General features: G+C 45.2%; 12 protein-coding genes. 7 read left to right on the top strand and 5 right to left on the bottom strand.

Features of this window, described 5'->3' with window-relative positions; genetic code table 11:
- Window positions 1–7 precede the first annotated feature (7 nt).
- Complete coding sequence (locus BN3912_RS01710; protein WP_004369290.1) at window positions 8–1,237, bottom strand: nucleoside recognition domain-containing protein; 1,230 nt, start codon at window positions 1,235–1,237, stop codon at window positions 8–10.
- A gap of 476 nt (window positions 1,238–1,713) precedes the next feature.
- Between BN3912_RS01710 and topA the strand changes: the two genes are divergently transcribed.
- The 6 genes from topA (at window position 1,714) to BN3912_RS01680 (ending at window position 8,372) form a co-directional block, all read left to right on the top strand.
- Window positions 1,714–4,041 (top strand): type I DNA topoisomerase, encoded by a 2,328-nt coding sequence (gene topA / locus BN3912_RS01705; protein WP_023984273.1) that lies wholly within the window; start codon window positions 1,714–1,716, stop codon window positions 4,039–4,041.
- The gene (locus tag BN3912_RS01700) at window positions 4,038–4,565 is read left to right on the top strand and encodes a shikimate kinase (RefSeq protein WP_036859409.1); all 528 of its coding nucleotides are present in this window, start codon (window positions 4,038–4,040) and stop codon (window positions 4,563–4,565) included. The genes topA and BN3912_RS01700 overlap by 4 nt, the downstream gene beginning before the upstream one ends.
- A gap of 39 nt (window positions 4,566–4,604) precedes the next feature.
- A complete protein-coding gene (gene speA / locus BN3912_RS01695) occupies window positions 4,605–6,497 on the top strand; it encodes a biosynthetic arginine decarboxylase (RefSeq protein ID WP_004369287.1) in 1,893 nt (630 codons plus the stop codon).
- A 36-nt stretch (window positions 6,498–6,533) separates the two neighbouring features.
- Complete coding sequence (argB, locus tag BN3912_RS01690; RefSeq protein ID WP_023984271.1) at window positions 6,534–7,304, top strand: acetylglutamate kinase; 771 nt, start codon at window positions 6,534–6,536, stop codon at window positions 7,302–7,304.
- Between the two features lie 77 nt (window positions 7,305–7,381).
- Window positions 7,382–7,894 carry an RNA polymerase sigma factor gene (locus tag BN3912_RS01685; protein WP_023984270.1) on the top strand — a complete coding sequence of 171 codons (513 nt, stop codon included), beginning with the start codon at window positions 7,382–7,384 and terminating at the stop codon, window positions 7,892–7,894.
- A complete protein-coding gene (locus tag BN3912_RS01680) occupies window positions 7,884–8,372 on the top strand; it encodes a hypothetical protein (protein ID WP_023984269.1) in 489 nt (162 codons plus the stop codon). Before BN3912_RS01685 ends, BN3912_RS01680 begins: the two co-directional genes overlap by 11 nt.
- Before the next feature lie 162 nt (window positions 8,373–8,534).
- Here the strand turns inward: BN3912_RS01680 and BN3912_RS11845 are convergent, their stop codons facing one another.
- Window positions 8,535–8,741 (bottom strand): helix-turn-helix domain-containing protein, encoded by a 207-nt coding sequence (locus tag BN3912_RS11845; protein WP_230204620.1) that lies wholly within the window; start codon window positions 8,739–8,741, stop codon window positions 8,535–8,537.
- Between the two features lie 88 nt (window positions 8,742–8,829).
- Between BN3912_RS11845 and BN3912_RS01675 the strand changes: the two genes are divergently transcribed.
- Entirely contained in the window at window positions 8,830–9,093 is a 264-nt protein-coding gene (locus BN3912_RS01675) for a hypothetical protein (RefSeq protein ID WP_036859407.1), read from the top strand.
- An 85-nt stretch (window positions 9,094–9,178) separates the two neighbouring features.
- Here the strand turns inward: BN3912_RS01675 and BN3912_RS01670 are convergent, their stop codons facing one another.
- Genes BN3912_RS01670 through BN3912_RS01660 form a run of 3 tightly spaced genes read right to left on the bottom strand, consistent with a single transcriptional unit; the run spans window position 9,179 to window position 11,590 of the window.
- Window positions 9,179–10,012: a CPBP family intramembrane glutamic endopeptidase gene (locus tag BN3912_RS01670; protein ID WP_023984267.1), complete on the bottom strand. Its 834-nt coding sequence runs from the start codon at window positions 10,010–10,012 to the stop codon at window positions 9,179–9,181.
- Entirely contained in the window at window positions 10,005–10,958 is a 954-nt protein-coding gene (locus BN3912_RS01665; protein ID WP_023984266.1) for a bifunctional riboflavin kinase/FAD synthetase, read from the bottom strand. The genes BN3912_RS01670 and BN3912_RS01665 overlap by 8 nt, the downstream gene beginning before the upstream one ends.
- An 8-nt stretch (window positions 10,959–10,966) precedes the next feature.
- The gene (locus BN3912_RS01660; protein ID WP_023984265.1) at window positions 10,967–11,590 is read right to left on the bottom strand and encodes an HAD family hydrolase; all 624 of its coding nucleotides are present in this window, start codon (window positions 11,588–11,590) and stop codon (window positions 10,967–10,969) included.
- Between the last annotated feature and the right edge of the window lie 10 nt (window positions 11,591–11,600).

The following is an 11,600-nucleotide window of genomic DNA, read 5'->3' as shown; positions in this document are numbered from 1 at the left end:
ACCTTTCCTAAAAGAACATGTATGCAATGGCTATTGCAGCGACCGTACCCGCAAGATCAGCAAGCAAACCGCACGCAACTGCGTGGCGTGTGTACTTGATACTTACGCTGCCGAAGTACACGGCAAGGATATAAAATGTAGTATCTGTAGAGCCTTGGAAGATACAACTCAGCCGACCGACAAACGAATCGGCGCCGTAAGTCGTCATAGCATCGATCATCATACCACGTGAACCCGAACCCGAAAGAGGTTTCATAAGAGCAGTAGGCAGTGCCCCTACGAAGTCTGTATTGCCGCCGCAGGCATTTACAACCCATGCCACGCCGTCGACAAGCATTTCCATAGCGCCCGAAGCACGAAAAACTGCGATGCCTACAAGTATGGCCACAAGGTAGGGAATGATGCGCACGGCAGTAGTAAAGCCGTCTTTCGCACCTTCTATAAACGCCTCGTACACATTAATCTTCTTCCTTACGCCGGCAAGAATAAAAGCCGTTATAATCGTCATGAGCAAGATGTTGGCCACACTGGTACTCACCACGTTCATCGTATCTTTATCCAACTGTCCGAACCCATAGATAATCAACGCCACCACGGCGAGCATTCCACCGAGTGTAGAGAGCATCACTCGGTTCAATAGATTGATTTTCTGATAAATCGAAGTAATGATAATACCGGCCAAGGTTGAGAAAAAAGTAGCGAGAAGTATAGGGATAAACACATCTGTAGGCTGCGCCGCATGCAGTTGGGCCCTATATACCATGATGCTGATAGGGATGAGTGTCAGCCCCGAAGTATTCAACACAAGAAACATAATCATAGGGTTGGTGGCCGTATCTTTCTTGGGATTCAGCTCTTGGAGCTGCTCCATAGCCTTTAACCCCAACGGTGTAGCGGCATTATCCAGCCCGAGCATGTTGGCTGCAATGTTCATAAAGATGCTTCCGGTTACGGGATGTCCTTTCGGAATGTCGGGAAAAAGCCTCGAAAACACAGGGCTCAACAGGCGTGCCATAGCATTCACAATGCCGCCTTTCTCGCCTATTTTCATAACACCGAGCCAGAATGCCAGCACTCCGGTAAGCCCCAAAGAGATTTCGAATGCCGTTTTAGAAGACTCAAATACAGAATTCATCATGGCCGGAAACACCGTTGTGTCGCCCATAACGGTCAGTTTCACCAAAGCAATCACGAAGGCTATAATGAAAAAAGCTATCCAAATGTAATTGAGTACCATTGTTCTGCAAAAGTAAAACTTTTTATTCGTTATGCAAAGAGATGCATAAAAATATTCATTCCTTGTAGGTTTTTGTGTATTACACCGCTCATGTATCGCAATTAAACGAAACTCCTATCATAATTAAATAGTGCAAATAATCTTCATCATCTATCGCCTTGTGCTATATACGATTTACATACGGCAGTTTTTCGCATCGCTTTTTTCATCATATTACTATCATACCATTATGCTGAAATCGGTTGTACTTTATTGATATATAGCATTTTATATGGCAGATAACAGATAACATTAAAACTGTATATTCTTATTTTTTTATTCTTTATACGCCTGATTATCGAAATTGTTTTCTTTGTATGTATTATTTGCTTATCGCCTCTTATTCCTTAAAAAAGTTGAAATTTTTACTATATAATAAGGTGAAAGCGAAAGTTTTGTTTATTTTTGCGCCCTAAATAAATGTACATTACGAAGCTATGCAAGAGAATTTAGTAATTGTAGAGAGTCCCGCCAAGGCTAAAACCATAGAAAAATTCTTGGGTAAAGACTACAAAGTGATGTCCTCGTACGGGCACATCCGTGATCTTAAAAAGAAAGAACTAAGCATCGACACCAAGACGCTTGAACCGGATTACGAGATACCTGAGGAGAAAAAGAAACTTGTAAATGAGCTTAAAAAGAATGCCAAAAGCGCCCGAAAGATATGGCTTGCCTCCGATGAAGACCGCGAGGGTGAAGCTATTTCGTGGCACCTGTGCGAGGTACTCGGATTGGATGAGGAGAAAACAAGCCGCATCGTATTCCACGAAATTACCAAGCCGGCCATCCTCGAAGCCATACAAAAGCCCCGCCATCTTAACATGAATCTCGTGAATGCACAGCAGGCACGCCGTGTACTCGACCGCATTGTGGGCTTTAAACTGTCGCCGGTGCTTTGGCGAAAGGTAAAGCCGGCACTCTCGGCCGGACGTGTACAAAGCGTAGCCGTAAGACTTATCGTGGAAAGAGAGAGAGAGATACAGGCTTTCAAGACCGAATCGTACTATCGGGTGAATGGTATATTTGCGATAACCAATGCAGATGGTTCCGCTTCAGAGGTAAAAGCCGAGCTCGATAAGCGCTTTCGTAGCCACGAGGAGGCCGTTGCATTCCTCGAAAAGTGCAAAGATGCGCAGTTTACTATAGCATCTATCGCTAAAAAACCGCTAAAACGTATGCCGGCACCGCCCTTTACAACGTCTACACTCCAACAAGAAGCCGCCCGCAAACTTGGCTTCACGGTTTCGCAGACCATGATGGTAGCACAGCATCTTTACGAGAACGGTCGTATTACTTATATGCGTACCGACAGCGTAAACCTGTCTTCGTTAGCATTGAACACAAGCAAGGAAGAGATTACACGGCTTTATGGCGCCGAATATAGCCATCCCCGTAACTATCATACCCGCGCAAAAGGGGCGCAAGAGGCACACGAAGCTATCCGTCCTACCTATATGAGCGAGACTTCGATAGAAGGAACAGCACAGGAACGTCGCCTCTATGAACTTATTTGGAAGCGTACGGCAGCCTCGCAGATGACCGATGCAGAGATCGAGAAGACTACGGTTACCATCGATGTGAGCGGCGCCGACGAGAAGTTTATTGCCAATGGAGAGGTGACGGTGTTCGACGGTTTCTTGAAAGTATACCGCGAATCGACCGACGAAGATGATAATAATCCGCAAGACGACTTTAGTCATATGTTGCCTAAACTGACAAAAGGCGATTGCCTCAACCGCCGTGAAATCATTTCAACCCAACGCTTTTCACAAGGTCCTATACGCTATACCGAAGCCAGTTTGGTACATAAATTGGAAGAACTCGGTATAGGCCGTCCGTCTACATATGCTCCTACGATCAGCACTATCCAACAAAGAGAATATGTACAGAAAGGCGACAAGAAAGGCGAGGAGCGTGCTTATACTATTGATTCGCTCAAAGGAACAAAGATAACCACGCGCAACAAAAAGGAAATGGCGGGCAATGAAAAGGGAAAACTCTTGCCTACGGATATAGGAACCGTGGTGAACGACTTTCTTATAAAGAACTTTCCGGAGATTATGGACTATAATTTTACGGCGAATGTAGAGGAAAAATTCGACCGTATAGCCGAAGGCAAAACCGAATGGAAGGCCATGATGAAGAGCTTCGATAAAGATTTCGAGCCTGTTGTAGATAAGGTGATGAACTCGCGTAGCGAGCATAAAGCGGGCGAACGTCTGCTTGGCACCGATCCCGCAAGCGGCAAACCCGTGTTCGTGAAGATAGGCAGATTCGGGCCGGTGGTACAGATTGGCTCGGCTGATGATAATGATAAGCCACGCTTCTCGCAACTCCCATCTGATAAAAGTATGGAATCCATAACGCTCGAAGAGGCGTTGGAATTGTTTAAACTGCCCCGTACCATAGGCGAATTTGAGGGAACTCCTGTTGTTATCGGTGCCGGTCGGTTCGGCCCTTATATACTCCATAATAAGAAATATGTATCGCTTCCGAAACACGAAGATCCCTTAAGCGTGGGCTATGAAACGGCAGTAGCGCTGATAGAGGAAAAACGTAAGCAGGAAAAGGCACGTCACATCAAGACTTTCAACGAGGATACGAAGATGGAAGTGCTCAATGGTCGCTATGGCCCATATATCGCCTACAACGGACAGAATTATCGTTTGCCGAAAGCATTGCATGCCAAAGCGGACGAACTTACTTACGAACAATGTAAAGAAATCGTAGACACAACATTGGTAAAGGCACCGAAACGCAAATGAAGAGAATAATCATCATTGGCTATATGGGCTCGGGTAAGACGACTGTAGGCAGGGCATTGGCCAAGGAGTTAAACCTAACGTTCTATGATCTTGATTGGTATATCGAGAGCAGAATGCGCAAAACGGTGAAACAACTTTTCGATGAAATGGGCGAAGAGGGCTTCAGAAAGATAGAACATAATATGCTCCATGAAGTCGCGGAGTTCGAAGACACGGTAATAAGTTGCGGAGGCGGTACACCTTGTTTCTTCGATAATATGGACTACATGAATCGTCAAGGCGAGACGGTTTACCTTAAGGCTACGCCTGAAGTGCTGTATGGTCATCTGAAGATGGGCAAGACGGTGCGCCCTCTTTTGCTCGACAAGACAGGCGAAGAAGTGCAGGAGTTCATAAAAGAACAGCTCGCAAGGCGCGAAAACCATTATGCTAAGGCAAAACATACGCTCGATGTTAACCTCATGGATAACTACGAAAAGATCAAACTTTCGGTAAGTGGGGTTAAAGAGTTACTCAGATTATAATAATAGAACTTGTAATTTTTTATTTCTTTTATCACCATTATGAAAAAATGGACTATCGAAGATTCAAAGGAACTCTACAATATAAACGGTTGGGGAACCTCGTATTTCGGCATCAACGATAAAGGCGATGTCTACGTTTCTCCCTGTAAAAACGATGTACAAATAGATTTACGCGAGGTTATGGACGAGCTTTCGCTGCGCGATGTTACTCCTCCGGTGTTGCTTCGTTTTCCTGATATCCTCGATAATCGTATCGAGAAAACATCAAGCTGTTTCCAAAGAGCTAAAGAAGAATATGGTTTTAAGGGCGAAAACTTTATCATCTACCCCATTAAGGTAAACCAAATGCAACCTGTGGTAGAGGAGATTATCTCTCACGGACGCAAGTTCAATCTCGGCCTTGAAGCCGGTTCGAAGCCCGAATTGCACGCTGTAATTGCCGTACAGTGCCAAAGCGATTCGCTTATTATCTGCAACGGATACAAGGATCAGAGCTACATAGAATTAGCACTGTTGGCACAGAAGATGGGTAAACGGATTTTTATCGTGGTTGAAAAGCTCAACGAACTGGATATCATTGCCAAAGCGTCGAAGAAACTCAATGTAAAACCCAATCTCGGCATACGTATTAAACTGGCATCGAGCGGTTCGGGAAAATGGGAAGACAGCGGAGGCGATGCCTCTAAATTCGGCTTGACGAGTTCGGAATTGCTCGAGGCATTGCACATACTTGATGAGAAAGGACTGCACGACTCACTGAAATTGATCCATTTCCACATAGGAAGTCAGATTACAAAGATACGCCGTATCCAGACCGCACTGCGCGAAGCGGCCCAATTCTATACCAATTTACATAAGATGGGATACGATGTCGACTTCGTTGATTGTGGCGGAGGATTGGGTGTAGACTATGACGGAACCCGCTCGTCGCATAGCGAAAGTTCTGTCAACTACTCCATTCAGGAGTATGTAAACGACTGTATATACACCTTTGTAGATGCTGCCGATAAGAACGGAATAAGCCATCCTAACATCATTACCGAAAGTGGAAGGTCGTTGGCTGCCCATCATAGCGTGCTTGTAATCGATGTGTTGGAGACCGCTTCGTTGCCGGAAATGCCGGAAGAGTTCGAAGCAAAAGAGACAGACCATCAATTGGTGAAAGATTTGTATGAGATATGGGACAACTTGAACCCGCGCTCGATGATGGAAGACTGGCATGATGCAGAGCAAATACGTGAAGAAGCGCTTGATCTTTTTAGCCATGGACTGGTGGATTTGAAGACAAGAGCAGAGATAGAGAGTATGTATTGGAGCGTTTGTCATGAGATCAACAGCCTCGCGAAGTCGATGAAACATGTGCCGGATGAACTGAAAAACCTCGACAAACTGCTTGCCGACAAGTATTTCTGTAACTTCTCGCTCTTCCAATCCCTGCCTGACAGTTGGGCAATAGATCAGCTTTTCCCCATCGTACCGGTACAGCGACTCGATGAACGTCCTACACGTAACGCCACTTTACAGGATATTACGTGCGACAGCGACGGCAAGATAAGTAACTTCGTGACCAATCGAAATGTGTCACATGTATTGCCTTTGCATACTTTACGGCGCAACGAACCTTACTATTTGGGTGTTTTTTTGGTAGGAGCATATCAGGAAATCCTCGGTGATATGCACAATCTCTTCGGAGATACCAATGCTGTTCATATCTCGGTGAAAGACGGTAAGTATCATGTAGACCAGATATTCGACGGCGAAACTGTAGAAGAAGTGCTCGATTACGTACAGTATAATCCTAAAAAATTAGTGCGCCAACTCGAGATTTGGGTAACCAAGAGTGTGAAACAAGGTAAGATTTCACTCGAAGAAGGTAAGGAATTTCTTTCTAATTACCGTTCCGGACTTTACGGATACACGTATCTGGAGTGAGAAATTTTGTTCTCCTATTTTCTCCATAGTGACAGTATGAAACAAAAAATTACGATTGTTAAGGTCGGCGGTGCAGTTGTAGAAGATGAACAGCAATTGGCACCGTTGCTGAAAGATTTTGCTGCCATCGTTGGGAAAAAGGTTCTTGTCCATGGCGGAGGACGCAGTGCAACGAAGATAGCCGCAATGCTGGGTATCGAAAGTCGTATGGTGAACGGGCGACGCATTACCGATAAAGCGATGCTCGATGTGGCGACTATGGTTTACGGAGGATTGATCAACAAGAAAATTGTCGCCGGTTTACAAGCGCAAGGTGTCAATGCATTGGGACTGTCGGGTGCGGATATGAATGTAATTCTGTCGCACAAGCGTCCTTTAAAGGACGGAATAGATTTCGGATACGTAGGGGATATAGACTTTGTAAACGGCAATTCGCTGCGAAAGATTATCGAAGAAGGCATCGTTCCTGTACTTTTACCGCTCACACACGATGGAAACGGCAACATTCTAAATACCAATGCAGACACCATTGCAGCAGAAACAGCCAAGGCATTGGCACCTTTTTTCGATGTTAGACTTATTTACTGTTTTGAGAAAAAGGGCGTTTTGGCAAGTAATAACGATGATGATGTCATTCCAGTTATCACGCACGACGACTTTATTCATTATGTAAACAGCGGCGTGATAGCCGGTGGAATGATACCGAAACTTGAAAATGCATTTGCTGCCATTGCTGCCGGTGTGACTGAAGTTATTATTACGCATTCAACGAGTATAGATGGTATGCACGGCACAACAATACGTTAATAAGGTTTAAATTTAGGAAGATCGTATTATAATCTGTAACTTTCATATCGTACAATCGTCATTTACTTAGAGAGAAGATGAAAAATATCAGTTTCCGTAACGATGTGTTGCCGCTGAAGAATATCCTTTATCGGCTCGCTCTACGCATAACTCTCAACAGCGCAGAGGCGGAAGACATCGTACAAGATACACTGATAAAGGTTTGGAACAAGCGAGATGGGTGGAACGAAATAGAGTCTATAGAAGCTTTCAGCCTGACGATATGTCGCAATCTTGCATTGGATCGTATCAAAAGAATGGGTAATCAAAATGATTCTTTGGACGAAACAAATCTTGAAAAAGTCGATTTTTCATCGGATCCTTACGAAGATACCATTCATAAAGATAGGATGGAATTGGTACGAAAGCTCGTAAACGGGCTTCCGGAGAAGCAAAGAAGTTGCATGCAACTGCGAGATTTCGAAGGAAAGTCCTATAAGGAAATCGCCGAGATACTGGATATTTCGGAAGAACAGGTAAAAGTAAACATCTTCAGAGCACGGCAATCGGTCAAAGAAAAGTTTCAAAAACTCGACAATTATGGACTATAAATACATCAAACAACTATTGGAACGCTATTGGAAGTGCGAAACCTCTCTCGAAGAAGAGGAAATTCTTCGTACATTCTTTAGCCAAAAGGATATTCCTTCAGATATGTTGGAATATCGCGATTTGTTCGTCTTTGCTCAGCAAGAGCATAAGAACGATGATTGCTTGGGTGATGATTTCGATGAAAAGATATTGGCAGTGATCGAAGAACCGGCACCAGTAAAAGCCCGTACAATTACCATGGCACAACGCTTGATGCCACTTTTCAAGGCTGCAGCCGTTGTGGCCATCATCCTTACATTAGGCAATGCCATGCAGGTTCCGTTCAATTCAGCGCCAACAGCGTCGGGGAATGTCTCCGAATACGGCAAGACACAACACGGCGCATCAGTAGCTATGAGCGATTCGGCGGTGATAGATACCCTGCATCACAGCAGTATCGAGGCATCGGAGGCTACATCGACAGCCATTTTAAAGTAGATATATTTCTATGCTTTCTCTATAAATCATGTTTAGTAAAACAACAATGAAACTGTGAAGTTTCACATTCTCTCAAATTTTTCATAACATACTAACGTAAGAAAAAGGCTGTTCATCGTTATGATGGATAGCCTTTCTTTTTTTGATGACATAATCGTTTATTTATGTAATACGATTTCTGAATTGTTGCGGACTGACGCCTGTAGGAAATTTAAAATAACGGCAAAAGAAAGAATCATCATTGAAATGATACTGCCAAGCAATTTCTTTAATACGGTCTTTTCCGGTACGCAGCAGTAATTTCAGTTGCATAATCACGTAATGATTGATAACAGTCTTAGGGGTATGTCCGGTTTTTAACTTTACAATTTGTCCAAGATACCTCGTAGAAACATGTATTCCACAATCTCTGCCACTACCCTTTTATTACCTTGGCAGCGGTCTGTTCGGCTACGGAATGCGCTACCATATGGCCGATAATATGATGCGTCATCTGTCGTACACGCCTATGCAGAGCATGATGGTCAGCGTAAAACAGATGTTCGGCTACGTATGTTTAGACGGTTGTGTGTTCTTTCTGTTGTTGCTGCTTTGCGATGTTACAGCCGGTGCGCAGCACGCTCAAGAAGATACCTTACTGGAATTATGTGGGGCGTATATTGTGCAAAGATGTTTTGAGCCGTGTCAAGTAGGCGCTTCATACAATGAAACATACCGGTAAGTTATTGCTTATAACTTACCGGTATGTTTTGTTTAAGACGGATATCTTTATGATTTGAGACCGGCAGGCAGGATATCTGCAGCTGTTACGGACGCTTCAGACGCTGGGAAAGTTGCAGGAGCGAAGGCAGCAGAATGCACAGACTGCATAGCAACCCCATAACCATCATGCGCTCACTGCCGTGGAATAAGTCTATCAGTTTGCCGTCGTTCAGCTGTGGCATTAAGTGGAAAAGCAGATAGGCTACCGTATTGTTCACCCAATGCAGCACCACTCCCGGTACGATACTACCCGTGCGGTAATACATCCACCCGAGAATAAGACCGATGAACACGGCATGCGGAAGCTGCGCCACATTGCCGTGAAAGGCTCCGAAGACAAGAGCAGAAATCACGATCGGCATCCAATGCTGCCGTGGACTAAACATGTCGAGCAGTTTGCGCAGCACTGCACCGCGGAAAACCATCTCTTCTGCAATAGGCGCCAATATGCCTATGGCGGCATAGCCCCACGGTTCTTTCAGAATAGCCGAGAACATTTGTTCCATACTTCGGGGCATCTGCAGGTCCATCTGCTCCTGTATCCATTCGGAAGGCAGTATGGTCCCGATCGACAGAAGCACCACCCAAATGAGCGTTACCCACGGTTTCGACTTGATATAAGCCCGAGAAAAGGGCGACCATTTACGCCATGCGAACAAACCGATCGTAACGATACTGCCCAATGCTGATACCACAACGAGCTGTTTGCTGCCCATTCCGATGTCGCCGGATTGCAACTTTTGCAAAATCAAATGCACATCGAAACCGCCCGAAAACATAGAAACAAAAACTACGAGATACGTGGTTACCAACTGTATGAGGAAGAAAACCATGAGGAAAATAACAATGTCGATAATACTAAGCGTTCTTTTATTCATCTCTGCCTTGATCTTTTTCAAATTGTTCTACAACCATCTTTCGGTCGTGTTGTAACTGTTTCATGAGGTCTTGCGGACTGTCGAACTTCTGTTCTTCGCGTATACGGTGCATGAACGATACCGAAAGAGTCTTGCCATACAGGTCGTCGCTAAAGTTCAGGATATGTGTTTCCAAGGTGATGTCGGTACCGTTGAACGTGGGACGCATGCCGATATTCATCATTGCAGGCAGCGTTGCGATAGATTGTTCCAAGCGAGCCTTTACGGCATACACGCCGTTTGCCGGTATTAGTTGACCGTAATGCGAAGTATCGAGGTTGGCTGTGGGGAAACCGATTTTACGCCCTTCCTGCACTCCGGGAACCACCTTTCCGCTGATGGTGTAGGGATATCCCAAGCAAAGTGCAGCCATTTCAACCTCTCCTTGGTGCAGAAATGTGCGGATAACCGACGAACTGACGTTGACACCATGCAACATGAAAGCCGGATGACGTATGACTTCTATGCCGAGTTCGTTACCATATCTCGCGTAATCCTCGAAACCTTCCGAGCGATTGTGCCCGAAACGATTGTCGTAACCGATGACAAGTTTCCGCACATCGAGCCGGTCTCGCAGTATTTTCTCCATAAAATCGCGTGCCGACAAAGCCGCCATATCCTTGTCGAAGTTCAGCACTATCGTCTCGTCTACCTTCGTTTTAGCCAATTGAATGAGTTTCCCGTCGAGCGTGGTCAGCAGTTCCGGCACATATTCGCTATGCAAAATCTGGCGCGGATGGCACGAGAAAGTGATGACGGCAGATACCATTTGTGCAGTTGCGGCTTCCGCCTTTACGCGTTCTATCAAATATTGATGACCGCGATGCACACCATCGAAAAAGCCTATCGTAGCCACGCGGGGTGTCTGCAGCGGCTGGTTGTCGAGACTGAACCTAATTGTTTTCATATTTGTTCTTACTTCAAAATGGCGAGCCAATCATGGCCCGATGTTTCAAGAAGCGTACTGATGCTCTGCTGTTCGGCTGCTACGCAGTTCTCTTTCGTATCGTCTACAAAGAGCGTTTCCTCTGCCTTGATACCCGATAAGCGCAATACTTCGGCGAAGATTTCGGCAGACGGTTTGACCAAATGCATCTCATAAGAGAGAAATGTGTGTTCGAAATAGTCGTCGGTGCCATATCCTCGGTATGGGAAAAAATCGTTCTTGCACTTCTCCCAGTGCATGATATTGGTGTTGCTCAATAGGAACAGTCGGTGATTTTTACGCAGTTCGAGCAATCGTTGTTTCTTCTCGTCGGCGATACCTGTGAGCAGTTCGTTCCACGCCCATATTACTTCGTCATCGGAGGCTGTGCATTTGGCGAGCTTGCGTGCCTCGTTGCAGAACTCCGCCTGCGTCATATAACCCAATTCGGTGCCGAGGAAAAGGTCTTCCGTGCGGTGCTCTTCAACATAAAAAGCTATGTCGTGCGCACCAATTTTCTTAAAAGCATCGATACACCTTTGGCTGTCTAATCCCGTCAGAACGCCGCCCAGATCGAAGATAATGTTCTCGATATGCTTGTTATTATACTCCATTGTCGGTTTT

It is taken from the genome of Prevotella phocaeensis, from assembly GCF_900065875.1.
GTDB classification, from domain to species: domain Bacteria; phylum Bacteroidota; class Bacteroidia; order Bacteroidales; family Bacteroidaceae; genus Prevotella; species Prevotella phocaeensis.
Note: the sequence above shows the minus strand (reverse complement) of the source record. Positions and strands in the feature narration are given on the sequence as shown.

What these genes read in the sequence shown, in the direction of transcription:
- BN3912_RS01670 (WP_023984267.1), bottom strand. Translation starts at nt 10,012, where the DNA reads ATGAATAAAAGAACGCTTAGTATTATCGACATTGTTATTTTCCTCATG.
- BN3912_RS01665 (WP_023984266.1), bottom strand. Translation starts at nt 10,958, where the DNA reads ATGAAAACAATTAGGTTCAGTCTCGACAACCAGCCGCTGCAGACACCC.
- BN3912_RS01710 (WP_004369290.1), bottom strand. Translation starts at nt 1,237, where the DNA reads ATGGTACTCAATTACATTTGGATAGCTTTTTTCATTATAGCCTTCGTG.
- BN3912_RS01700 (WP_036859409.1), top strand. Translation starts at nt 4,038, where the DNA reads ATGAAGAGAATAATCATCATTGGCTATATGGGCTCGGGTAAGACGACT.
- argB (WP_023984271.1), top strand. Translation starts at nt 6,534, where the DNA reads ATGAAACAAAAAATTACGATTGTTAAGGTCGGCGGTGCAGTTGTAGAA.
- BN3912_RS01685 (WP_023984270.1), top strand. Translation starts at nt 7,382, where the DNA reads ATGAAAAATATCAGTTTCCGTAACGATGTGTTGCCGCTGAAGAATATC.
- speA (WP_004369287.1), top strand. Translation starts at nt 4,605, where the DNA reads ATGAAAAAATGGACTATCGAAGATTCAAAGGAACTCTACAATATAAAC.
- BN3912_RS01680 (WP_023984269.1), top strand. Translation starts at nt 7,884, where the DNA reads ATGGACTATAAATACATCAAACAACTATTGGAACGCTATTGGAAGTGC.
- topA (WP_023984273.1), top strand. Translation starts at nt 1,714, where the DNA reads ATGCAAGAGAATTTAGTAATTGTAGAGAGTCCCGCCAAGGCTAAAACC.
- BN3912_RS01660 (WP_023984265.1), bottom strand. Translation starts at nt 11,590, where the DNA reads ATGGAGTATAATAACAAGCATATCGAGAACATTATCTTCGATCTGGGC.
- BN3912_RS01675 (WP_036859407.1), top strand. Translation starts at nt 8,830, where the DNA reads ATGCGCTACCATATGGCCGATAATATGATGCGTCATCTGTCGTACACG.